Here is a 25640-nt window from a genome sequence, read left to right as displayed (position 1 = left end):
ACACTGCACCGCTCTGCTTATGCTTGTCGTGTCTTTCAAGGCGCTTACGCTTTTCTTATGCAGTTGTGGTATATATTTCATTAAGGGAGTGGTGTTGATGATAATTGGGGTTCCTCGGGAGATAAAAAACAATGAACGACGGGTAGCGCTTACTCCATCAGGTGTTACAGCTTTTGTAAATGCTGGGCATAAGGTCTTGGTAGAGAGTTTAGCAGGAAATGAAAGCGGTTTCCTTAATGAGGATTATCAACTTTCGGGAGCTGAAATCGTTTCAACCGCTAAGGAAGTCTGGTCGGCTGAGATGGTGGTGAAGGTGAAAGAGCCACAGCCAGAAGAGTATACCTTTTTTCGTGAGGGGTTAATTTTGTTTACGTATTTGCACCTGGCTGCAGAGCCTGGGCTAACGGTTGCACTCGTGGAGAAAAAAGTTACCGCTATTGCCTATGAAACGATTCAGAATACTGATGGATCATTGCCGATTCTTGCTCCAATGAGTGAAGTTGCTGGGCGCATGGCTGTGCAAATTGGTGCTCAATTTTTGGAAAATGCAAAAGGTGGTAAAGGGATTTTATTAGGGGGCGTACCGGGGGTTCAGCCTGGAAATGTTGTCATTATAGGTGGCGGTGTTGTCGGAACGAACGCGGCTAAAATCGGACTGGGACTCAGAGCAAATGTGACAATTATTGATAATAATGCAAAGCGCTTACGTGAATTGGATGATTTGTTTGGCGGAGCTGTTACAACAGTAATGTCTAATCCATTGAACATTCAAGAAGCGGTTAAACAGGCTGATTTATTAATTGGCGCTGTTTTGATACCTGGTGCTAAAGCACCGCAACTGGTTACTGAAGATATGGTGAAAGGAATGATGCCAGGTTCGGTCATCATTGATGTTGCAGTAGACCAAGGGGGATCTATTGAAACAATCAACAGGATTACCACACACGATGACCCTGTTTATATGAAACATGGTGTACTTCATTATGCCGTTGCAAATATGCCTGGTACAGTAGCTCGAACATCTACATTATCACTAACAAACAACACTAGTCAGTATGGCGTTTTTCTTGCGAATGAGGGACTACAAAAGGCAGTTGAATTAAATGATACGTTGGCAAAAGGCGTGAATACTCATGCTGGAACTATAACGCACGAAAAAATTGCTAATGCACACAACATGTCTTTCAAACCTTTAGCATCCGTATTAAGTAATCCAGTTTCTGCTTATTAGGCTTTACAGTTTTACAATCATTTTACGAAATGGAATGGAGGCCAAAATGATGAAGACGGAGGCAGATATGGGAAATGTAGTGGAAAAAACAACATCCCATTTATGGAATGCAATGCACCGGTTTAATCCGGATGCAGAACAAGTCGTAGCATCCTCAGGACATGGATCATGGTTCACTGACGAAACTGGCAATCGGTTTCTTGATGGTGTATCAGGCTTGTGGTGTTTGAATCTGGGACATGGTCAGCAGGAAATCGTGGATGCAGCAGCAGAACAAATGAAAAAACTTTCTTATTCTCCTTTAACGATGAGTCATGAGCCAGCAATTAAACTAGCAGGTAAAATTAGTGAACTTCTAGGAGCAAACTATCAGACTTTTTTTTCAAACAGTGGTTCTGAAGCTAATGAAACAGCTTTTAAAATTGTGCGACAGTATCATAACCAAACTGGAAATCCGGGGAAATTCAAGTTCATTTCCCGTTATCGTGCTTATCATGGTTCAACACTTGGTGCATTAAGCGCAACTGCCCAAGCGAATCGACGAGTGAAATATGATCCAGGTGTTCCAGGATTTTTGCATGTATATCCACCATACAGCTATCGATCTATTTTTGGCGGTGAACCCGAGGAATCCGATTTAAAGGCTGCTCAATTACTTGAAGAAATGATTATTTGGGAAGGCGAGGAAACAGTTGCTGCATTTATTATGGAGCCGTTTATATCAGGTGGCGGGGTGATTATTCCTTCGCCAAAATACATTCAGCGTGTGGAAGAAATATGCAAAAAATATAATGTACTGCTGATTATGGATGAGGTTGTTTCTGGTTATGGACGAACAGGAGAAATGTTTGGCTTTAAGCATGCAGATGGGGTTCAGCCTGACATTGTAACAATGGCTAAAGGATTGACTAGTGGCTATTTACCACTCGGTGCCACAGCAGTTAAATCTGAAATTTACGAAGCTTTTAAAGAAGCTGGTAAAGATAATCATTTCCGCCATGTATCCACATATGGGGGTCATCCTGCAGCATGTGCGGTAGCCCTTAAAAATATTGAGATTATCGAAAGAGAAAATATTGTTGATAGGGTACGAGAGCTCGGGAAATCAAAATTAGGTAAACTTCACCAGTTAATCGATCATGAAAATGTTGGTGAGGTTCGACAAATCGGATTCCTACTGGGACTGGAAATGGTAACAACTAAACAATTCAAAGTGCCACTTGACGACGTAAAGATGGCTGAAATAATCGGGGCATGTAAGGAAAAAGGGCTGATCATCGGTAAAAACGGTGATACTGTGCCGGGTCAGAACAACGTCATTATTGTTGCACCACCATTAACTAGTACGGAAGAAGATTTGGATTTTCTTGTGGAAACGGTAGATTCAGTGATACGAAGTCTATAGGGTTCAATGCGGTTAATTTGGAGGAAGTTTTAGGGGGGATAGGCATGAATTATGAAAGGTTAAAAACGTTTATTGCAGTCGCTGAAAAAAAGAGTTTTTCAGATGCTGCAAAAATATTATTTGTTACCCAACCTACGATTACCTCTCAGATTAAAGCATTAGAAGAAGAATTGAATACCAAATTATTTGAGCGAACGACTAAGAAAGTAGAGATGACTGATTCGGCGGCCATTTTATATAAATACGCTAGGGAAATTATTCGATTAAGTGATTCCGCACAGAAAGAAATACTGAAAATCGAGGACATCATGCATGGCGATTTAAGTATGGGGTGCAGTCTTACAATTGGGGAATACATTCTCCCTTTGTATTTAAAGAGATTCAAGGATTTGTATCCGTTGATTCGAATGAATGTGGATATTTCCAACTCAAATAAAATCGTTGCCAATCTTAAAGATCAGTTAATCGATGTTGGATTAATCGAAACACCAATAGACGATCCGCAAATCATAGTCGAACCCTTTCTTGCGGATGAGTTAATTTTAATTGCCGCACCAAATTACTTTTCTACTAAGGAAATAAAAGTATCTATGGATCAGTTAAAGCATACACCTCTTATTATGCGGGAAAAAGGTTCCGGCACCCGGGCCGTTGTAGAAGAGTATTTGAACCAGGCGGGTATGTCAATTGATGAGTTGAACGTAGTAATGGAACTTGGCAGCACGGAGGCGATTAAAGCTACAGTTGAATCTGGTTTAGGAGTTTCTATTATTTCTAAAAATGCGATTATAAAAGAGGAACAGCTGCAATTATTGACAGCTTATCAGGTCAAGGGGCTATCTTTTTACCGTTATTTCTATATTGCCTTTCGAAAGGAACAGATTTTAAAATCAACAACAGAGTTATTTATTGATGAGTTAAGAAAAATGACATGTACACAAGAAATAGAAGTTTCTTAATAGGAAAGCAGTTTTTGGCGTTTATCTGTCTAGCTCTAGCGCCTAGACACTCGAGACATCACACTGCACCGCTCTGCTTATGCTTGTCGTGTCTTTCAAGGCGCCCTGGAGTTTTCTTAATAGATTCATATAAAATTTTTATTATAGGAGGAATTTTAAATGGCAAAGCAACAAGTTGAAGTAAAAGAAGCAATATCTCAAAAGGTGAAAATGACTCCAAGTGAAGCAATTGTGGAAACTCTAGTCGCGGAAAATATAAAGGAAGTCTATGGTATTGTCGGCTCTGCCTTTATGGATATGCTCGATTTATTCCCAACAGCCGGAATTCGGTTTTTGCCAGTTCGCCATGAACAAAGTGCGGGACATATGGCAGACGCATATACACGCGTTTCTGGTGTGGCAGGCGTTATCATTGGGCAAAACGGGCCCGGGATTACGAATATGGTAACATCTGTCGCGGCAGCGAATCAGGCACATACGCCGATGGTTGTTATATCACCATCAGCAGGGACTCCTACCATTGGATGGGATGGATTTCAGGAGGCGAACCAAGTATCTATTTTTGAAGATATTACAAAAGAAACAGTACGAGTAACACATAAAAGCCGAGTAGCGGACTGCTTACGAACTGCCTTCCGTATTGCCTATGCTGAGCGTGGACCAGTATTATACGATATACCACGTGATCTATTTTATGGAGAGCTTGAGGACCAAATTCTAAAGCCAAATCAGTATCGTGTGGATGCAAGAGGAAGCGGCGATCCAGCATCGATTGAGAAAGGTGTGGAACTATTAAAAGACGCAGAATACCCTGTTATCATCTCGGGTCGTGGAGCTGTCGATGCAGATGGCGTTGATACTGTTGGCAAAATAGCTGAGCATTTAACAGCACCTGTTGCCGTATCTTATATGCATAATGATGCTTTTCCTGCTGATCATCCGCTTGCAGTTGGCCCAATTGGATACATGGGGTCGAAAGCAGCGATGCACACTTTGAAAAAGGCAGATGTGGTATTAGCTATTGGTACACGATTATCTGTTTTCGGAACGTTACCATGCTATGATATCGATTACTTTCCGAAAAACGCCAAAATCATTCAAGTGGACATAAATCCGCGTCAAATTGGGAGAACACACCCGGTTGAAGTAGGATTGATTGGAGATGCAAAAGCAGCGAGTGATGAAATATATAAACAATTAAAAGCGGCATTGCCTTCACCAAAACGACAGTCAAATCGTCTCGAAGAATTGAGTAAAGTAAAGGAGGACTGGGAACAGGAATTGGTCGATCTAGCTATGGAAGATGGAAGTCCAATTAACCCACGACGCGCATTACTTGAACTAACGAAAACATTACCAGAAAACACGATTATTTCATCCGATATTGGAAACGTTTCGTCAACTGCAAACGCATACTTGAAGTTCAATCAAACAAGGCGTCATATCGCAGCATTAACCTTTGGGAATACTGGATTTGCTTATCCAGCAGCACTTGGCGCACAGCTTGCAGAACCGAATTCACCGGTTGTAGCAATCATTGGTGATGGTGCATGGGGCATGAGCCTGCATGAAGTAAGTACGGCTGTTGAACAAAACATTCCTGTTATTGCTTGTGTATTTAATAATAAATCATGGGCAGCGGAGAAGAAGAATCAAGTAGATTATTACGACAACCGTTTTATTGGTTCCGATATCGAAGCTCCTGATTTCGCTGAAGTAGCTAAATCGATGGGTGCACTAGGATATACAATTGACAAACCAGAAGATATTGCTCCAGTTGTAAAAGAAGTTTTGGAGAAAAGACAGCCGGCTGTTCTCAACATTTATGTGGATGGTACACAACTCGCTCCACCATTTCGTAGAGACGCATTACAAATGCCTACACGTTTCTTAGATAAATACAAACACTTGGATCATGGGGTTTGGGGCAAGTAGAGAAATAATCGAAATAACCATAAAATCTCCGTACCAGTTTTTAACTGGTACGGAGATTTTATTTGGAGTCAAAGAGAAGAGCTATAGATGCGCTTAAATAGTTCCGATACTGTGGATAAAATGTAAAAAAGGTTGGAAATCACAACTGAATATAGAAGGATAAATAACAATATAAGTAGCACACAAAAACGCATGGATACTATTAAAATCCCTGGGTTTTAAATTTACTTGTCTTATTAATAAAAAACCTAAAATTTGCTGAATAAAGCCAAAGAGAGTAACGGATCCATTGCTAAGAATAGAGAAGGGAACAGGAAACTGCTCACTTTCCGCGGCCCAGTGGATATTTTAAGAGCAAAGAAAGTATAAAATTTTGGCGAAAATCTGTCTAGCTCCAGCGCCCATTGCCTAGTGCCCTTCAGGCGCCTCCTTACGATAAGGTCAACATCGAATCGCTTATGCTCTTCGTGTTTCCTTTATCTTATACGGAGCCTTCCAGGGCATACGGCAATTAACGGGCGCTTGCGCTTTTCTTAACTGTCTAGCTCCAGCGCCTAGACACTCGAGACATAAGCAGTTCGCTTACGCGCGGGCAAAGCACCCACACTGCACCGCTCTGCTTATGCTTGTCGTGTCTTTCAAGGCGCATGCGCTTTTCTTATCTTATTTACTTGCAGTGTGTGCAGCAGGGTCCGACGCAGTTTCTTTATCTACATAATCTCCTAAAACTAAGTAATCCAACTCGGCTTTAGGTATGGCCCGAAAGGTTTTATGTCGAGTAAGGAAGAAAATAGCACCAATACCGATCCAAACGAATAAAGCAATCCAGGATGGTTTTCCTAGAAATCCAGGAGAACCTGGTACGACAAGTAATAGGAAGAAGGCTACACTGCTAATTACCCCTAGTAAGGAGCAAAACTTTCTTCCAGGTGAGACAATCGATACCTCAGTGTCACCTTTAACTGTATGGTCGGACCATCTAAAGAGCTTATATGCAACATAACATGCATAAAAGTAAGCGATTGTAACGCCAAGTGCAGACATATCTACGACCCATAATAATGCTTCACGGCCAAAAAAGGGAGCTGAAACTGTTACTGCCATCGTGAATAGAATGCCTATGTGCGGTGTTTTATGCTTGGTATGCAGTTTTCCAAAAGCGCTTGGAATTGCCTTGGCTCTTCCCATTGCAAATAATAAGCGGCTCGTAGACATATAAAATCCATTTAATCCAGTAAATACTCCCATCATTAATGCAAAAGATAACAAAATGATCCCAAATGCTCCATAAGCATTTTCAACGATCATTCCTGTTCCCCAAACTGATCCAGTTGCCACTGCACCCATCCATGATTGTCCGACTCCTGTAGCAATAATGGTCATGGAATACGTAAATCCAGCACAAAGGAGTGCGAGAACAATTATTTTAAATGACTTTTTAGGAGAAAAGTCAAATTCCTCTGCCGCTTGTGGAATATTGTCAAAGCCGACATACGCCCACGGTGCTATCGCGACTATGGCCAAAATAGCTGATATCGATCCTATCCCCGGTTTGAAGGCAGGCTGCAAGTTTGAAAATGAGCTAGAAGGATGGAGTATCATTGCAATTGTTAGTAAAATTACCCCCGCAATTAAAAATAAACAAAAGACAAACTGCGTAAAACCGGATAAACCTGCTCCACGTATATTCAAAAATGCGAAAACAACCAGTGCCACACCTGCAATGATAACTTCACCGGCATAAACTTCCCATCCAGCGATGTTGTACATAAAACCTTGTTTTATAACGGATGGTAATACAAATTTACCTAAAAGTGCAAGTGCAGATGCATTTAAGGCTACGATTGACATATAGCCTAAGGTTAAAAACCAGCCACATAGGAAGGCGTGGTATCTGCCTAACCCATAGTAAGCATAAGCAAATTCTCCCCCAGATACAGGAAGCTTCTCAACAAGAAAACCATAGCTTACACCAATGATTATCATCAATGCTGCCCCAATCAAAAATCCGATAATAACTCCAAGCGGTCCAGCCATTGACATCCAATCAACGGGTAAAACAAATGCCCCCCAACCTACTGCTGAACCAAAAGCAATTGCCCAAACCCAATGTGGTTTCAACGACTTTCCTAATTGTTCACGCTGTTCCATATTCTCATAATCCCCATTTCCTCTCTGATTTTTTTGAAAGCGCTATTAAAAGCGATTTTAACGTCAACCTACATAAAGTAAACCATTTGTAGGTTGACAAATCAATTGTTTCAGAAATTTCAATCATTTAAATGAGTGATAGTATTTATGGGGAAATTTTATAAGCTTTATGGGGACTCCAAATTGATTAGTTGGCATCTTAAGACAATCCTCTTTTTAAACCAAAAAACACGGATTATCTGATGTAAGATAATCCGTGTTTTGCAGACTTTATCGCAGTTTGACGGGCAGTAAAACCCCCACGTCAAAAATTGAGGTTAGACCGGGAATTTTAAGTGGGGATAACTGCCCGTCAAGCCCGATTGGTTCAATATGAAGTTTCACTTTATGTAGTGACAGATTCGAGTTCAATTATTTTTGCGGCAACCGCTTCAGTTAAGTCCCTTGTGGTTTTTGGAACGAAAGATTTAAGAAAAGAGTTTACCATTGGTCCCATCATACCTTTTGCAGAGATTGCAATGTAGCCTGTTATTTTGGTTTTTCTCCCATTAATTGCTTCAGCTTCGAAATAGCCATCCCCTTTGAAGTTTTCATTCAATCCAGTTAAGTCAAAGGTTACTTTTGTTGGTTCCTGCCATTCCGTAATGTCTATTTTGAGACTAACTGTTTTTTGTATAATCCCGACTTCTCCTTTGAACTTCCATGTGGATTGTCTGTCACTTACAATTTTATGATCCATATAGCCTGGAACCAAGGGAGCCCAGTTGTTCATATCACTAACGAAAGACCAGACATTTTTAATTGGAATATCCAATTCTAGTTGATAAATCCCGTTTGGCATTACGATATCCTCCTTGACTAGCTTTTTCATACAGTGTTACCGATTTCAATTATTATCAAACACCAATGTGAGAAATAATAAATGTATAGAAGAAAGAGGGATACGTAATTGAAATCTACATAATAATCATTTTGTAACTGTTTATCGTATGTTTACACCGTTTCATTTAGACCACTTTTTCGTAATTTTGCAGATTAGCTCGTGCGTTTTAATGTAAATTGATTGTTTTTAAAATCGTCAATTGGGTAATAGTATAAATAGGATTGATTGGAAGAAAGGGTGAGGAAAGCATGCAAAAGATTGAGGCGTACTATACGACAGAAAATAACGCGGAAAGTGCAAAGGCTAAGCTTGAAACACTTAAAGTTGATAAGGTGTTTGTTGAGCGAATAACAGATTCTTCAAGAAATGGGTTAGTGGAAATTATGAAAAATATGTTTACTGATAATGAGAAAGTTACGCATGACCCACAGATTCTGAATGCTGAAGTTGCGGATGAGGATTATGAAGAAGCCAACAAGATCGTTCAGGAAAGTAACGGCTACATGCCAAAAGAATAATCGTATCTTTACTAACCATCCGGGATAACGGGTGGTTATTTTTTTCGTGGAAGTCTGCACCCTTTTACCTTTTCCTGAATTTCCCTCCATTCACTTTACTTATCGGAACGTATGTTCTATAATAATGTAAATTACTAATAAAGCAGGATTGCTTGAACATTTAAGTAGAAAGTGTTGCTTACATACAGGAGGATAATGATGAGCAAAAATAAAAATTTTGAAAAAACGTGCAAACAGAATCGGTTTCGAATTCGTAATCAGATCTATAAATTAAACCTGAAGGAACAAGAATTTCATATGGAAGGTTTTGTTGCAATGTGGAATGTGTATGAAACCTGCCGGCCAGATAAAGGTTTACTTGCAACGTACTTCACCTACATGATCCGTGATCGGATGATTGACCTGCTGAGAAAACAACAAGGAGAGCAGGAACAGGAAACACGGCTTGAAGATAGTGACCTCTATATGAAAAGCGAAGCATCCTATCCAATTATGCGGGTTGCAGAGAGCCCTTTGGGTGATACTGGTTTATGGGAAAAACTTAAACCTCAGTTAACTGAAAACCAATCGAAGTGGATGCAGTACTATATTATTGAGGAAATGTCGGTAAAGGAAATTGCTGAACGGGAGAAGGTTTCCATTAATGTCGTGCAGGATTGGGGGCGTTGTGTAAGAAGGAAGCTGCAGGTTGCCGTTGTTGAGCGAAGAGGGCTTCAGGTGCCTTCGTAATACTTTTTTAGAACACACGATAAAAATGGTACGACCTACTTTATGGGTACGTACTATTTTTTTTGGAATAAATTGGGCTAGTAGCTAAGTCTACAGCCTCTACATGAGTAAACTTTATAATAATAAATCGTCCAACCCCCTCATACATATAATTAGAGAGACGCAGACATGGTCGTTTTTAAGAAAGCCAAGATCATTTAACTAATGAAACGTACGATGGGGAGGAATTAATTTGAAAAATTTGATTGAGTTAGACAAAAAGCATTTTATCCATCCTACTTCTTCTATACAACAGCAACAAGAATATGGAGCAAAGGCAATTTTTGAAGAGGGAAATGGTATTTATTTAAAAGATGTTGAAGGAAACACCTACATTGACGCCATGTCGTCTCTTTGGAATGTGAATATTGGACATGGCAGAAAAGAAATTGCGAAAGTAGCTTTTCAACAGATGAAGAAAATGGCGTATAGTTCCGCGTTTGCAACGTTTAGTCATGAACCTGCTATCGTTTTGGCTGAAAAAATTGCTGATATTGCGCCTGGAGATCTCAATGCTGTTTTTTTTACTTCAGGTGGTTCGGAATCGAATGATACGGCAATAAAATTGGTGCGTCACTATTGGAAAATACAAGGTCAATCTGAACGCAGGAAAATCATTTCCCTTAAACGTGGCTATCATGGAGTTGCCATTGCCTCGACAAGTGCAACGGGGATTCCTGAATTTTGGGAGATGGCAGGGCATAGAGAGATTGACTTTCTCCATGCTGATACACCATACGAAGTAAGCACTACCGAGGCAGTCAATTCGATTCGGAAATTGGTTGAAGAAGAAGGTTCAGAGACGATTGCAGCATTTTTGGTGGAACCAGTGCAAGGATCTGGTGGTGTATTAATTCCCCCAGGGGACTATTTTGAAGAAGTCCGTAAACTCTGCGATGAATACGGAATTCTATTTATTGCTGACGAGGTGATTACTGGATTTGGCAGAACGGGAAAAATGTTTGGACTTGAAAATTGGGGAGTTCTTCCGGATATGATGACTTTTGCTAAAGGGGTTACGAGTGGTTATTTTCCTCTTGGTGGAGTAGTTGTGTCAGATAAGATACATGAGGTTTTGAAGGAAAAATCGGTGGGTACTTTGTTCCATGGATTTACGTATAGTGGCCATCCAACTGCTGCTGCTGTGGCGTTGAAAAATATTGAACTGATTGAAGAGGAGGGGTTGGTAGAAAACGCCAGGATAATGGGGGAGGAACTGTTAAACGGTTTCAGGGAGATGAAAGAGGATCTATCGATTGTCGGAGATATAAGAACTATTGGTCTCCTGGGAGCAGTAGAACTCGTTCAGGATCCCGGAGCAAACAAGCGTTTCTCGCCAGATCTGCGGGTGGCACTAAGAGTGATTGATGCATTACATGAAAGAGGCGTAATTTGTCGGTCTGTTTCATATGGCGGCACAGATATTATTTGTTTTGCACCACCTTTAATCATTAGCCAGACACAGGTTAATACCATAGTTGAAAAACTTCATGACGCAATATCGTTTGTTCAAAAGCAACTGTAGGGTAAGGGGGAGACTTTTTGGAAGTTTATCTGTCTAGCTGCGGCTCCTAACCAGTCTCCTACGCTTTTCTTATGAGGGGGAGAATTAATGAGCGAACAGAGATTAATGAAAATTCTGGGGAGAAAGGATGTTCTTGCTCTAGCGTTTGGAGCAATGATTGGTTGGGGATGGGTAGTAACAACTGGACTTTGGATAACGGAAGCGGGTTCTCTTGGTGCCATATTTGCTTTTGCAATTGGTGGTATGTTGGTTATATTTGTCGGTCTCACTTATGCAGAATTAGCTTCAGCTATACCACTTGCTGGTGGGGAACATGCGTATAGTTATTTGGCAATGGGAAGGCTCGCCTCATTTATCACGACTTGGGCAATCATCCTTGGTTATGTTTCTGTAGTAGCTTTTGAGGCAGTTGCCCTTCCAACGGTATTTGAGTATTTAATTCCGGGGTATAGCATGGGCCATTTATACACAATTGCAGGTTGGGACGTCACGATTACTTGGGCAGGTGTTGGTATATTAGGATCTGTTCTTATAGCCTGGATCAATTATCGTGGGATTAAGCTCACTACTGCCATAACGTTTATTCTGACACTGCTGCTTATTATAGCGGGGTTACTATTAATCACAGGAAGTACAGCTGCAGGAAATGTCCAAAATATGCAGCCATTGTTTGAAACAGGGATAGCTGGAATATTAACGGTGGTGATTATGACGCCCTTTATGTTTGTCGGGTTTGACGTCATACCTCAGGCTGCAGAAGAAATCAATTTACCTCGGAAAAAAATAGGTCAATTTTTAATTATCTCAGTGGTACTCGCAGTATTCTGGTATATTGCAGTTATCTTTGGTGTATCAAGAGTATTAAGTCCCGCTGAGATCAGTGAATCAAGTTTAGTAACAGCTGACGCTATGGCGAAAGCCTTTGGAGATAGCCGTATGATGGGTAACATTCTTGTCCTAGGTGGTATTGGGGGCATATTGACAAGTTGGATTGGCTTTTATGTAGGTGGAAGTCGAGCAATTTATGCACTTGCCAGGGCTGGTATGTTACCTAAATCGTTGGGAGAGCTCCATCCAAAGTATAATACGCCACATAAAGCAATCTTATTGATCGGTGTATTATCGACTATCGCACCATTATTCGGTCGTCCTGCGCTTGTCTGGTTAGTTGATGCTGGTGGTCTTGGATTAGTTGTTGCATGGTTAATGGTAGCTATATCTTTCATTATTTTACGTAAAAAACGTCCAAATATGGATCGTCCGTTTCGTCTACGGGGTGGTACAACAATTGGATGGATTGCGGTTGTCATGGCTGGCGGAATAACGTTGCTTTACATGCCAGGGATGCCTTCAGCACTTATTTGGCCATATGAATGGATTATTGTTTTAGTATGGGTTGTGTTAGGTACGGTTTTGTATAAAGTATCGATGGCTAAATATGGAACAAAGAATTCGGATAATCATATGGAAAGTGAAACTAATCGCGTTATTAAGAACAAATAAGTTAGGAAAGAGCTCAACTTTTGGTTTTCGTGTCATTATGACAGTGCCAAAGTTGAGCTTTTTTAACGAAGCAATTATCATAGTAATAATAAAGAATGGGAGGTTATCAAGTGGTTATACATAATATTGCAGTGATTCCAGGTGACGGTGTTGGAAAGGAGGTTGTCCCTGAATCAATAAGAGTTTTAGAGAAACTAGCTGAAATTCATGGTGGTATCAAATTTAAGTTTACCGAATTCCCATGGGGTTGTGACTATTATCTGGAGAATGGATTGATGATGCCTGAACATGGAATGGATGATCTTAAAGGATTCGAACAGATTATCTTAGGTGCTGTCGGTAATCCTGAATTAGTTCCTGACCACATATCGTTATGGGGGTTATTGATAAAAATTCGCCGGGAATGTGAGCAGGTTATTAATCTTCGCCCAGCTAAATTTATAAAAGGGGTCGAGTCTCCACTTGCAAATCCGAAAGACTTTGACTTTATCGTTGTTAGGGAAAACAGTGAGGGAGAATATAGCGAAGTAGGGGGAACTATTCATCAGGGCGCGGATGAAATTGCTATTCAAAATGCTGTTTTTACGAGGAAAGCTATCGAGCGGACTGTCCGCTATGCTTTTAAACTAGCGGAGTCTCGAAATAAAAAGATTACAAGTGCAACCAAATCAAATGGAATTGTTTATAGTATGCCTTTTTGGGACAGGGTCTTCCATGATGTTGGACAAGAATTTACCGAAGTAAATACAGATACAAACCATATCGATGCACTATCTTCCTTCTTGGTGACAAAACCGGCGAGCTTTGACGTTATCGTTGGCAGCAATCTTTTCGGAGATATATTAACGGATATCGGAGCGGCGATAATGGGTAGCATTGGCATAGCACCAGCCGCAAACATTAATATAGAAGGTAAGTTCCCTTCTATGTTTGAACCTGTTCATGGATCAGCCCCGGACATCGCAGGAAAAGGGGTAGCCAATCCAATTGGTCAATTATGGACGGCAAAAATGATGCTGGATCATATGGGTTATGATGAACTAGGATCACTGTTATTAAATACAATAGAAGAGACAATAGGTGCGGGGATTAAAACACGCGATTTGGGTGGAACGTCTTCTACTAAAGAAGTAGTTGATGAGGTAATGGAGAGGTTGAACCAGTAAAAAAATAAAGGAATGTACATACCTTTGCCGAATAATGAGATAGGGTATTTTTTAAGGAGGAATAAACATATGAAACAATTAATTAAAAATATAGAATCTATCATAGATCAGGCAGGTGGGACGTGGGGGATTGCACTTGAAGATCTTGACACACAGGAAACTTGGACAAGTAATGGAGATGAAATCTTTTATGCTGCCAGTGTTATTAAAGTACCTATTTTAATCGCAGCATTTTCTGCATTCGATCAAAGGGCATTTTCATTGAGTGATACAGTGGAATTAAGAAAGGAAGATTTAGTAGGCGGATCTGGTGTGCTGCAATACATGACGCCTGGAACTCATCTATCAATTTATGACCTATTAACGTTAATGATCATTCAAAGTGATAATACTGCCACCAATATGGCCATTGATCTAGTTGGCACAGAAAAAATTCAACAGACAATGAAAGATTTGAACTTAAATAAAAGTGAGTTTTACAATAAGGTGATGGTTGTACCAGCCAATCTTGAAGGTCGTAACCAAATTACAGCATCGGATATGACCTCGATGCTAAAGCAAATGGTAATGGGAAAAGTTGTGTCGATGCATGCCTGTGAACAAATGATAGATATAATGAAAAAACAACAATTACAAAACTGTTTGCCTGCTAAACTTCCAGAACAAGATTCAGAGATCATAGGTTCTCCAAATGAATGGCAGTTAGCGCATAAGACGGGGTCTATTTCTCGGGTTTGTCATGATATTGGTATTTTTTATGTTGGGAAACGGTCCATGGTAGTTTCGGTTCTATCGAAAGGGGTAGAGGACCTAACAACCCCCAAAGTTATGGCGGATATTGGAGGGGAAGTTTACTACTATTTGAAGAATGGTAATCGCAAATAGGATAAAAGTCCTGCTTGTATAATTGACTGAAAAATAATATAATTAAAACAATAAGTTTAATGTAAGCATTATGGTAGGTTAGTTATTAACAAGGGGGATTATTACAGATGAAATTATCAAAATTTTCATTACTTTTGGTGCTAGGTTTGCTTCTTAGTCTATTTATAGCTGGGTGCTCCAATGATGAGAGTACTAGTGCAGGCGACGATGACTCGAACGAGGCGGCAGAAGAATCTAGCGATGTAGAGCAAGTATTTAATTTAGCTGCATCAGACGTTATCCCAACAATGGATTCTTCATTGGCAACGGATTTATTAGCATTCCAAGCCTTGAGTAGTACAACAGAAGGTTTATATCGTCTAGGCGAGGATGCGGAAATTGTTGAGGGAATTGCAACAGAACATACGGTTAGTGAAGATGCACTTACCTGGACGTTTACCTTGCGTGAAGATGCGGTTTGGTCAAATGGTGAACCTGTAACTGCACATGACTTTGTGTACGCGTGGCAGCGTGCGGTAGACCCTGCAACTGGTTCTGAATATGGACCATATATGATGGGTGGCGTACTTAAGAATGCAACTGCAATAAGTGCAGGCGAAGAGCCGGTTGACTCCTTGGGTGTTAAAGCAGAAGGTGATTATACTTTGGTTGTTACTTTAGAAAAACCAATTCCATACTTTGAGTCACTAACAACTTTCGGTACATATTACCCATTAAATCAAAAGTTTGTTGAAGAACAAGGCGCTGATTACGCAACAAATTCTGATGCTTTATTATCGAATGGACCTTTTAAATTAACAGATTGGGAAAGTACTTCTCAGTCCTGGACTTTTGAAAAAAATGAAGATTACTGGGACGCGGAAACAGTTACATTAGAAAAAATGACGTATGATGTTGTGAAAGATCTGCAAGTCGGGGTGGATTTATATGAAAAAGAAGAACTCGACCGTACTGATTTAGCTTCAGAACTAGTAGATGTATACTCTACGAATGAGGATTATGAGGTTACACTTGGAACGGGCGTCTATTATCTTAAAATGAATCAAACCACATCGGATGCACTTGCAAATGAAAATATTCGTAAAGCAATTAGCCAGGCATTTAATAAGCAGGCTTTAGTTGATGAAATTTTGAATGATGGATCCATTGTCGCAAAAGGATTCGTTCCTAAAAATTTCGTATCGCTGCCTGAATCTGGTGAAGACTTCCGCGAAGCTAGTGGAGAACTATCGACTTTTGATGCGGAGGCAGCTAAAGAACTTTGGCAAAAAGGTCTAGAAGAACTGGGTCAAGATACAATAGAAATTGAATTTTTATCCAGTGACAGCGAAACATCAAAAGACATGGGTGTATTCATTGAAAGTCAGCTAGAGGAGAATCTTGCTGGTTTAGAAATCACGTTGAAACAAGTACCATTTGAACAACGGTTGGCGCTGGATGATGAAATGGACTATCAGATTCAATTTGCATCCTGGTTCCCTGATTACTTGGATCCGTATACATTCTTGAATCTATTTATAACAGATGGTGGTAACAACAAAATGGGATATTCTAATCCTGAATATGATGAATTACTTGCAAAAACGGCAGGAGAACTAGCGCTTAAACCTGTTGAACGTTATGAGGCGTTTTTAGAAGCAGAAAAAATTCTATTTGAAGATGCTGCAATTGCACCGGTTTATCAAAGTGCTCGAGCACAATTGATTTCTCCTAAGATGCAAGGCGTTGTAAATAATACATTTGGCGCACTTTATGAATACAAGTGGGCTTCAGTAGCAGAATAATTCCTTTTTTATAGGAATATAATAGCCGTTAGTTGTCATGTGGAGTTCTTCTGCATAAGAACTAACGGCTTTGTTTTTCGAGAAATTTAGGAGGCAGGCAAATGAAAGCGATGATAGGAGTTACTTCTTCAATGGATATAAACGAAGAAGAATATATGGTTGCATCGGAAAATGTCAATGGGATTGTTCAGGCTGGCGGGGTACCAATCATGTTACCTAATCTGGTTGATGAAGCAACTATTACACAGATTGCAAATTCAATCGATGGCCTATATGCGACAGGTGGTGGTGACATTGATCCAACATTATTTGGAGAGGAGCCGCACCCAAATCTCGGAATTATTATACCTTCAAGGGACATATTTGAGATTTTATTGATGAAAAAAATGCTTGAAATGGGGAAACCGATATTAGCAATATGTCGTGGCTGTCAGATCTTAAATATTGCTGTTGGTGGCGATATGTACCAGGATATTTATTCGCAGATTGATCGTGATTTATTACAGCACCAGCAGAAGGCACCAAAAGGACATGGATCTCATTATGTAACTGTATTGGAAGGAAGTCTTTTGCATCGTCTAACTGGTGTAGATACGTTAAAGGTGAACACAATGCATCATCAGGCAAATCGAAAGGTGATTGCCCCTTTTGTTGTTAGTGGGAAAGCGAATGACGGGATTATCGAAGCGATTGAAAGTGACGCACATGGATTTGCGCTTGGACTGCAATGGCACCCCGAAAGGATGGCAGCTTTTGGTGATGAGACTTCAATGAAGATTTTTCGAGGATTTATGGAGGCGTGCCGATTATAAGTAGATAGTCACGTGTGAGAGATGAGCCACCAGCGAATTAGCGCTGGCGGCCTTTTTTTAGAGCAAATAAAGTATAAAATCTTGGCGATTATCTGTCTAGCTCCGGCGCCTAGACACTCGAGACATAAGCAGTTCGTTTCCGCGCGAGCAAAGCACTCACACTGCACCGCTCTACTTATGCTTGTCGTGTCTTTCAAGGCGCCCTGAGCTTTTCTTTATGCATCTTGTTTGTCATTTCCCGGGAAATATCGACTTAGAGCGACAATAAGTCTTTCACGAAGATACAAATTTATATGTGTTATACGGTTTATGAACAGCGAAATACGATCCTTAGCAGGTAAAATAATCTAGTATAATTAATTGTTTGTTTGATTGGAACTACAATACCCAGAAATTTGGAACGATAGAGAAGCTTTATAAATAAGATATAACTAAATTGATATATGAATGAATTTTTTTTTGGCCATTTTTTTTGAGGGGTGTATGTATGCCAGCTATAACTGGAAATGACTATATTAATCGAATTGATAAGTTGAAAAATAATGTATGGGTTGATGGGAAACAGGTAACCGGGGATATTTCTGAACATCCTGCATTTAAGGGTGTAATGAAAAGTCAAGCAGCTTTATATGACTTGCAACATGATGAAATGATGAAGGATGTTATGACATATCTGTCACCGTTGACAGGGAAAAAAATAGGGATTTCGTATTTACAGCCAAAGACTCAGGAGGATCTAGTTAAAAGACGAGCGATGGTTCAGCAATGGGCTAAGTTAAACAATGGAATGATGGGGAGAAGTCCTGACTATATGAACACTGTTTTAATGGCGTTTGCTTCTTCAGCGAAGTTGTTAGAGGGAAAAGAAAATTGCTTTCCTGAGAACATAACAAAGTTCTATGAATACGCACGCGAAAAAGACTTATCCATGACACATACTTTTATTGATCCACAAGTAAATAGAACGCAATTTTATTTTGAAGACTCTGAAGAACCAATTGCGGCAAAGGTTGTTCAAAGGACTGAGAAGGGAATCGTGGTTAAAGGTGCCCGACTTCTGGCGACGCAAGGCGGAATAACGGACGAAATATTAGTCTTTTCAGCTGGAGGAGTTGTTGATAAAGCGAATGGATTTGCCTTTTCTATACCTAGTAATAGTGAAGGACTTCGGTTCGTTTGCAGGGAATCATTTGTGGGAGGCGTCTCTGCCTTTAATTACCCATTAAGCTCCCGGTTTGAGGAAATGGATACGATTGTTGTATTCGACAATGTATTAGTACCATGGGATCGTGTATTTTACTATGACAACATGGAAGTTTCGAATTCATTTATGGGAGCAAGTTCGTTTCAGCCTTTTACATTGCATCAAGCTGTTTCCAGACAGATTATCAAAACGGAATTCGTATTAGGAGTTGTACAATCTATTATCGACACGATTAACATCAGTGAATATCAGCATGTTCAGGAGAAAGTATCTGAAATCATTGTAGCGTTGGAAACGATGAAGGCTTTGGTGGTAAAGTCAGAAGTTGATGCGCGCATAGATAATTGGGGATTTATGCGACCAGACCGAACCACGCTGCAAATTGCGATTAATACATTTCCACGTGTCTATCCACGGTTTACTGAGATCATACAATTATTGGGGGCAAGTGGGTTAATGTCGATTCCTACTGAAGATACATTTAAATCTGGTGTGCGTGCGGATTTGGATCAATATTTACAGTCGAAGTCTCGTAATGCAGAGGATCGCGTACGGATTTTTCGATTAGCTTGGGATTTAACAATGAGCTCATTTGGTACGCGCGAAACATTATATGAACGGTATTTCTTTGGCGATCCTGTTAAGCTAGCGAGTCAACTGTATTTTTCCTATGATAAGAGTAAGTATGTGAAGCGCGTAGAGGATTTTTTGCAATAACGTGTGGTGCATTATCGGGCGATTCCTGGTCACAGTCGATATGTTGACAAAAAAAGGATAGGACACATATTTGTGTTACCTATCCGTATTTTTTTGCCTTGCGATGGAAGTTGTGGCTAGTTGCACGATGGTCATATCGTCCATTGGCGGGTTGTGTAATCCAGCACGGACGTCTCGATAATAGCGTTGCAACGGGTTTTGTTTGGATAAACTGCGGGCGCCAGCAATACGCATGGCTAAATCCACTGTTTCTACAGCTTGATTTACGACTGAAAGTTTAACCGCTCCAAGTTCTGGCTTCATCGCCTGACGGATTTCATCGCTGCTTTCATCCCATTTCTTTGCTACGGAATAAAGGAAATGCTGTGATTGCATGACTTTTAATTCCATTTCACCAATTTTTTGCTTAACATTAGGCAGGTCAGAAATAGTCCCCTCAATACTGTTTGGCGAATAGCTTGTAGCAAATTCTATCGCGTATTCCTGTGCTGCGCGAGCTATTCCAAGATAGCATGCTGGTATATGCAACAGCCAACCAGTAGCTGGTTTATTGCCAGGTGTCAAGTATTGCACAAGGTCGTCTTCATTTACATGGACTTCTTTCAATACAAGGTCATGACTACCAGTCCCACGCATCGCTATAGAGTCCCATGTCTCATCTATTTCGATGCCTTCTCTATTTCGTTTGATTAAAAAGTTTGCCACTTTGTCGGACCCATCAATAGAGGCGCTAACAACAAAGTAATCTAAAATTGGGGCAAGTGTTGTGAAGGTTTTTCTCCCATTAATCACCCATTCATCGCCAACTTTTTTAGCAACTGTTTCAGGCTTCCCACCTCTAGTAGGACTCCCGGTAGCTGGTTCTGTTGCAGCGTTATTTAAAAGGGCTCCAGTCTCCATAACATCCTTCGCAAACGCCTGATACTTTTCCTCAACCCAAATATGATGTTCACCCAGATATTTAGTGATCCCCATATGCCAGCCTATAGAAAGTGCTGTGGAACCGTCTGCTTTTGCTAGGGTTTCTTGAAGACGGAGCATTTCATATAGTGAAATACCTAAACCGCCATATTCTTTTGGAACGGTTAATGCTGGATAACCAATATTTTTTAAGTCGTCAAAGTTTTCAAATGGAAATGAACCATCTTCATCGTATGTTTGGGCTCTATCTGTAAAAGGTTTTATTTTCTTCTCTAATGCTTCTATTCGCTCTTTAGTTGTATTAAGGTCAGTCAACTTCATTAGTAAACCTCCTAGTTTTATTCCTACAATATTAGTCGGATTTATAGGTTATATTATTTCATTAACCTAATTCAAGTGTAAAGGAATAAACACTGTTTCGGAAATTTGGGCTAATTCGGTTAAAGTCAGATGCTGCAAAAGTTCAGGCTACTGAAAAAGTGGTGGATTTTAAAAAATCAACTGGTCACCTTAACTTAGCATCTCGAATATACGGAGACTCCTGCGGGAAGCAAGGGATCGGTGAGACCCCGCAGGACGGCAGTCCGAAGAGGCTCGACACTCGCCCGCGGAAAGCGTAGTATATTCGAAGTTGCGATGGCAAATCCATATATTTTGTACTATATTTAACTTTTTCAGTGGCCTCGCTAAAGTTAGGGGTTCTTTTTCCTTTAATTTCCCTTTAGTTGTTAATTTTTTATATTTAATACCGATATAGTTTATATGAATGTAGTTGAAATCGGGGGTTAGATAGTGGACAAGGCATCGATCATTGGCGTGATATTAGCAACCATTGCTATTGGAGTTGGGATGACTTTAAAAGGGGTCAGCCCAGTTGCATTAATAAATCCAGCAGCACTTTTGATTATATTTGGAGGGACTGCCGCATCCGTTTTTATTGCATTTCCAATGCGTACACTCAAAAAAGTGCCAACACTTTTTAAAATTATTTTTAAACAAGGTAAAAACAAAAGCATAGAAGAAGTCATTGACATGTTTACGGAATGGGCAGAGCTTAGCCGCAGGGAGGGTGTTTTGTCACTAGAAGGTAAACTAGAGGAGACAGATGATACGTTTCTATGCTCTGGAATGCAATTAGTGGTAGATGGTCAATCTCCTGACTTCATTCGGGATGTTATGTTGGAAAAGATTGATGCGATGGAGGAAAGGCACCAGGAAGGCGCATCGATTTTCACACAAGCAGGTACATATGCCCCTACTTTAGGTGTGCTTGGTGCCGTAATTGGCTTGATTGCAGCACTAGGGAATATGCAGGATACAGATGCGTTAGGTCACGCAATTTCCGCAGCCTTTGTTGCAACACTACTGGGCATTTTTACAGGTTATGTATTGTGGCATCCGTTTGCAAATAAATTACGAGAAAAGTCCAAGAATGAAGCGAAGATTAAATATGTAGTGGTGGAAGGGATATTATCGATAGCAAATGGCGAATCTCCACAAATCATTAAAGATAAATTAGGTTCCTATCTCTCACCAAAAGAATTAATGAAAATTAAACAGGAGGAAACCAATGCGCAAAAAGAAACAGCGTAAAGAGACGCATATAGATGAGTCATGGTTAATCCCATATGCAGACCTTTTAACCCTGCTACTTGCATTATTTATCGTTTTATTTGCCATGAGCAGTATCGATGCACAAAAATTCGAGGAGCTTGCGCGTGTTTTTAGCGGTGAATTTTCAGGTGGGAATGGTGTGCTTGAGTACAACGATAGTCCCGTAAATAATCAAAATGAAGTTCCGATTGAGACAGAAACAGAAAAAGAGGAAGAAAAAGAAATGGCAGTAAGCGATAAGGAAAAAGAAATAAATGAATTAAAAGATCTTGAAAAAAAAATTAAAGCATATATTATTTCTAATAACTTATCAGATGTGTTAGAAACGCAACTGGGTGACGAAGGCTTACTGATCACCATTTTGAATGATGTATTTTTTGATTCTGGAAGTGCTGAAGTTAAAGAAGCGGGAACTAAAATTGCAACAGAGGTCTCTAACTTCTTAGTTACTGATCCACCGAGAAATATTGTAGTTAGTGGGTACACGGATAATCGTCCAATGCATAATGATGAGTTTGATTCTAATTGGGAGCTAAGTGCTATACGAGCTGTTCACTTTATGCGTTTATTGCTTGAAAATGCAGAACTTGATCCTGAAAAGTTTAGTGCAAAGGGTTTTGGGGAATACCATCCAATCGTGCCTAATACCAGTGAAGTTAATAAGGCCAGAAATAGGCGTGTAGAAGTACTGATACTGCCAAATTATGAATAAGATACATCTGACTAGAACAATTTTTCTGTAAATAAAAATCGTAGGTACTTGAGTAGTTAGCGCTACTGGGTACCTTTTTTTCTGGCATCGAATATGGTAACGGAACTATTCAATACTGCTTTACCTAATTCTAATTATTGATTTTTTATCTGTGTCACTCTAGCATATAGATTAATAAGCTAACAAGAAGGGGCTATTAAATGAAAATTATTGATACACATTGTGATGCGTTACTGAAAATGCAACTTGCTAAACGAGGTAAATTTATTAAAGTCGGTACACTTGATTATTTGGCTTCGAAACACTTGAATAATAACCTAACCAATTTAAGGGCCGGACAATCAATGGCACAGTTTTTTGCCATATTTATTCACCCGGATGTCCCAGCTAACGAAAAGTGGCAGCATGCCTTAGAACAAATTGATTTATTTTACACAGAGGTTCTTGAAAATAATCCGGATATGAAACACATTAAGTCGTGGAAAGATCTTGACGCATTACAAGAAAATGAAATTGGTGCTGTTCTAACATTAGAAGGTGCAGATGCTTTTGGTAATGATTTGAGTAAGCTACGTCATTTATATCGTCTGGGCGTTTTGTCAGTAGGTTTAACTTGGAATAACGCAAACCTTTGTGCCGATGGAGCAGAAGAGCCGCGTGGCGGAGGGTTAACACTTCTCGGGAAAGAAGTAGTGAAACTCAATAATGAAAATTATGTATATACCGATGTTTCCCATTTAACGGTTAAGGGATTTTGGGATATCATGGAGTTAGCAAAATACCCAATTGCCAGCCATTCAAACGCTCGAGCAGTTTGTGACCATGTTCGAAATCTTGATGATGACCAAGTCAAAGCAATGTTTGCAAAAAATGGTACGATTCATGTTGTTTTTAATCCACCGTTTATTAATTTTGAAAAAGATACTGCGACGATACCTGATTTACTAAAACATATCGATCATTTATGTTCACTTGGTGGAGTGAAGCATGTTGGTTTTGGTTCTGATTTTGACGGGATCACATCATTCGTTACGGGCTTGGAAGATGCTGCAAACTACCAAAATCTAATTAATGAGCTACTTAAACACTACTCTGAGGATCAGGTTAAAGGATTTGCTTATCGAAATTTCTTGGATAATCGACCTGGACTGTAAATTAACAAAAACCCCCGAATATGAACGCATTCGTAAGCGTCTATATTCGGGGGTTAGCATTGTTTGACTAGAGGCAACCCAATTATTCAACAGGGGCGACTTTTGCCCACTTGAATTCATAGGTAGCCCCGGCAGGATTGGTAATCACCCCTTCAATCTTAGGTGAAATTAATTGTGCACGGGCGCTCTGGTATAGTGGTGCAACTGCGGCGTCTTCAGCCAATAGTTTCTCAGCTTCTAAGAACGCCTCAAAACGTTTTGCCGGATTAAGCGCTAATTTATTTACGGTACTTTGGATTAACTGATCATATTCTGGATTTGAATACCCCATATTGTTGTTTGCCCCATCAGTTAACCAAACGTTTAGAAATGTGTATGGGTCAAGGTAAGCTGGGGACCATCCCCCGAGTAAAATATCATAATTTTTACTCGTACCTAGTTCAATACGCTGCTCAAACGGTACTTGTTTTAATGTGATTGATAGTCCTGGTAGATTGGTTTCTAACTGATTAGCAAGATATTCGGTCATCGTTTTTGTCGTGGCACTGTCACTACTTACAATCTCGATTTCAACCTTTTCCTTGCCGATTTCCTCAAGACCCTTTTTCCATAATTTTTGCGCCTTTTCTTTATTATAGGTTACTAGATCTCCATTAATTTCACGGAAACCTTTGTCAGTTTCGGGGTGTTTTACAAAACCTTTTGGAATGAATCCATTGGAAACCGTCGATCCATTATTTAGTATCTCGTTTACTAAATTTTGTTTGTTAATTGCTGTACTCATTGCTTTACGAATTTTTTTGTTCGCAAGTGCTTCAGAGCTGGTTTGATTGAACTTTAGATAAAATAGCCCTGCTTCTGGTGTGACGGTGAAATCTTCATGTGACGAATATCTATCTACTAAATCAGAAGAAATTGCAGCACGGTCTACTTCACCTTTTTCATATAAATCTACTGCCGTTTGTGGGTCCTTTACAACATCATAGGTTAGTTTTTCGAGTGACACCGTTTCAGCATCCCAGTAATCAGGATTCTTCTCTAAATTCCAGGAAGTCGATGTGCTTTTCCACTCTGTTAGTTTAAATGGTCCATTGAACAACAACGTTTCGGTGCTTGTACCGTATTTACCATTTTGTGCTTCAACGAATTCTTGATTTAACGGTAAGAAAGTACCGAAAGCTGTAAGAGATTCGAAATATGGTATCGGCTTTTGAAGCGTTACTACTAACGTGTAATCACCCTTAGCCTTTACACCTAATTCTTCGATTGGCATTTCTCCCTGGTTGATGGTCTTTGCATTTTTAATAACATCACCCATCATGTAAGGACCATATTCAGAGCCAGTTTTTGGGTTCACAACACGCCTCCAAGCATATACGAAGTCATGTGCTGTGACAGGGTCTCCGTTTGACCATTCAGCATCTTCGCGTAGGGTGAACGTCCACGTTAGGCCGTCCTTGCTTATTGTGTGATCCTTCGCGATTCCTGGCTTAAGTTCCGCGTCTTCACCTAAACGATATAAACCTTCCATACTGGCATTTAAAAATTGCATTGCATATACATCAGAGGCAAGTGCAGAGTCCATTGTGGGAATGGTGTCTCCATTTATTAAATTAAGAACCTGTTCAACTTCTTCGCTTCCTTTTGATGATTCTGCTGACTTTTCTTCTGGGTTGTTAGACGATTTCTCGTTGTCATAAGTCGAGCATGCTGCCATAAAGACACTTAGCAAAAGTCCTAACGTTACAAGTAGACCGAATTTTAATCGTTTCATGGGTTATCGTCCTCTCTCT

20 protein-coding genes are annotated in these 25640 nt (G+C 40.0%); 16 read left to right on the top strand and 4 right to left on the bottom strand.

All coding sequences use genetic code 11. The features are described 5' to 3' along the window. Nucleotides 1-97: 97 nt before the first annotated feature. The 4 genes from ald to xsc all read left to right on the top strand — a co-directional run bounded on the left by ald (nucleotide 98) and on the right by xsc (nucleotide 5530). Nucleotides 98-1231 (top strand): alanine dehydrogenase, encoded by a 1134-nt coding sequence (gene ald / locus AC3G7N_RS02640; protein ID WP_489420583.1) that lies wholly within the window; start codon nucleotides 98-100, stop codon nucleotides 1229-1231. Nucleotides 1232-1280: 49 nt separating this feature from the next. Next, entirely contained in the window at nucleotides 1281-2636 is a 1356-nt protein-coding gene (locus AC3G7N_RS02635) for an aminotransferase (RefSeq protein WP_489420595.1), read from the top strand. Nucleotides 2637-2680: 44 nt separating this feature from the next. Further along, a complete protein-coding gene (locus AC3G7N_RS02630) occupies nucleotides 2681-3595 on the top strand; it encodes a selenium metabolism-associated LysR family transcriptional regulator (protein ID WP_489420582.1) in 915 nt (304 codons plus the stop codon). A 159-nt stretch (nucleotides 3596-3754) separates the two neighbouring features. Then, nucleotides 3755-5530, top strand: a complete 1776-nt coding sequence (gene xsc / locus AC3G7N_RS02625; protein WP_489420581.1) for a sulfoacetaldehyde acetyltransferase — start codon at nucleotides 3755-3757, stop codon at nucleotides 5528-5530. Between the two features lie 663 nt (nucleotides 5531-6193). Here xsc and AC3G7N_RS02620 read toward each other — a convergent pair. Continuing rightward, nucleotides 6194-7681, bottom strand: coding sequence for an APC family permease (locus tag AC3G7N_RS02620; RefSeq protein ID WP_489420580.1), 1488 nt, complete (start codon nucleotides 7679-7681; stop codon nucleotides 6194-6196). A 385-nt stretch (nucleotides 7682-8066) separates the two neighbouring features. Next, on the bottom strand, nucleotides 8067-8522 hold the full coding sequence (locus AC3G7N_RS02615; protein ID WP_489420579.1) for an SRPBCC family protein: 456 nt from the start codon (nucleotides 8520-8522) through the stop codon (nucleotides 8067-8069). A gap of 290 nt (nucleotides 8523-8812) precedes the next feature. Here AC3G7N_RS02615 and AC3G7N_RS02610 point away from each other — a divergent pair, with 290 nt between their 5' ends. The 9 genes from AC3G7N_RS02610 to hpaB all read left to right on the top strand — a co-directional run bounded on the left by AC3G7N_RS02610 (nucleotide 8813) and on the right by hpaB (nucleotide 19446). Beyond that, the gene (locus AC3G7N_RS02610) at nucleotides 8813-9082 is read left to right on the top strand and encodes a hypothetical protein (RefSeq protein ID WP_489420578.1); all 270 of its coding nucleotides are present in this window, start codon (nucleotides 8813-8815) and stop codon (nucleotides 9080-9082) included. Between the two features lie 198 nt (nucleotides 9083-9280). Beyond that, a complete protein-coding gene (locus AC3G7N_RS02605; protein WP_489420577.1) occupies nucleotides 9281-9811 on the top strand; it encodes a sigma-70 family RNA polymerase sigma factor in 531 nt (176 codons plus the stop codon). Between the two features lie 232 nt (nucleotides 9812-10043). Then, on the top strand, nucleotides 10044-11375 hold the full coding sequence (locus AC3G7N_RS02600) for an aminotransferase family protein (protein WP_489420576.1): 1332 nt from the start codon (nucleotides 10044-10046) through the stop codon (nucleotides 11373-11375). A gap of 87 nt (nucleotides 11376-11462) precedes the next feature. Then, a complete protein-coding gene (locus AC3G7N_RS02595) occupies nucleotides 11463-12878 on the top strand; it encodes an APC family permease (RefSeq protein ID WP_489420575.1) in 1416 nt (471 codons plus the stop codon). 95 nt (nucleotides 12879-12973) lie between these two features. Then, nucleotides 12974-14044, top strand: coding sequence for a tartrate dehydrogenase (locus AC3G7N_RS02590; protein ID WP_489420574.1), 1071 nt, complete (start codon nucleotides 12974-12976; stop codon nucleotides 14042-14044). Nucleotides 14045-14113: 69 nt separating this feature from the next. Beyond that, entirely contained in the window at nucleotides 14114-14929 is an 816-nt protein-coding gene (locus AC3G7N_RS02585; protein WP_489420573.1) for a serine hydrolase, read from the top strand. A 107-nt stretch (nucleotides 14930-15036) separates the two neighbouring features. Continuing rightward, nucleotides 15037-16713: a peptide ABC transporter substrate-binding protein gene (locus AC3G7N_RS02580; RefSeq protein ID WP_489420572.1), complete on the top strand. Its 1677-nt coding sequence runs from the start codon at nucleotides 15037-15039 to the stop codon at nucleotides 16711-16713. A 101-nt stretch (nucleotides 16714-16814) separates the two neighbouring features. Further along, nucleotides 16815-17525, top strand: coding sequence for a gamma-glutamyl-gamma-aminobutyrate hydrolase family protein (locus tag AC3G7N_RS02575; protein ID WP_489420571.1), 711 nt, complete (start codon nucleotides 16815-16817; stop codon nucleotides 17523-17525). Between the two features lie 487 nt (nucleotides 17526-18012). Further along, nucleotides 18013-19446: a 4-hydroxyphenylacetate 3-monooxygenase, oxygenase component gene (gene hpaB / locus AC3G7N_RS02570; RefSeq protein WP_489420570.1), complete on the top strand. Its 1434-nt coding sequence runs from the start codon at nucleotides 18013-18015 to the stop codon at nucleotides 19444-19446. A gap of 75 nt (nucleotides 19447-19521) precedes the next feature. Here the strand turns inward: hpaB and AC3G7N_RS02565 are convergent, their stop codons facing one another. Further along, a complete protein-coding gene (locus tag AC3G7N_RS02565; protein WP_489420569.1) occupies nucleotides 19522-20688 on the bottom strand; it encodes an acyl-CoA dehydrogenase family protein in 1167 nt (388 codons plus the stop codon). 471 nt (nucleotides 20689-21159) lie between these two features. On the opposite strand from AC3G7N_RS02565, the gene motA reads away from it, so the two are divergent. The 3 genes from motA (at nucleotide 21160) to AC3G7N_RS02550 (ending at nucleotide 23847) form a co-directional block, all read left to right on the top strand. Then, complete coding sequence (motA, locus tag AC3G7N_RS02560; RefSeq protein WP_489420568.1) at nucleotides 21160-21960, top strand: flagellar motor stator protein MotA; 801 nt, start codon at nucleotides 21160-21162, stop codon at nucleotides 21958-21960. Next, on the top strand, nucleotides 21938-22693 hold the full coding sequence (gene motB / locus AC3G7N_RS02555) for a flagellar motor protein MotB (protein ID WP_489420567.1): 756 nt from the start codon (nucleotides 21938-21940) through the stop codon (nucleotides 22691-22693). The genes motA and motB overlap by 23 nt, the downstream gene beginning before the upstream one ends. A 200-nt stretch (nucleotides 22694-22893) precedes the next feature. Beyond that, complete coding sequence (locus AC3G7N_RS02550; protein ID WP_489420566.1) at nucleotides 22894-23847, top strand: dipeptidase; 954 nt, start codon at nucleotides 22894-22896, stop codon at nucleotides 23845-23847. Between the two features lie 82 nt (nucleotides 23848-23929). On the opposite strand, the gene AC3G7N_RS02545 is transcribed toward AC3G7N_RS02550, so the two are convergent. Then, nucleotides 23930-25621, bottom strand: a complete 1692-nt coding sequence (locus AC3G7N_RS02545) for a peptide ABC transporter substrate-binding protein (RefSeq protein ID WP_489420565.1) — start codon at nucleotides 25619-25621, stop codon at nucleotides 23930-23932. Nucleotides 25622-25640 lie beyond the last annotated feature (19 nt).

This window comes from Virgibacillus carmonensis, assembly GCF_057836705.1.
Note: the sequence above shows the minus strand (reverse complement) of the source record. Positions and strands in the feature narration are given on the sequence as shown.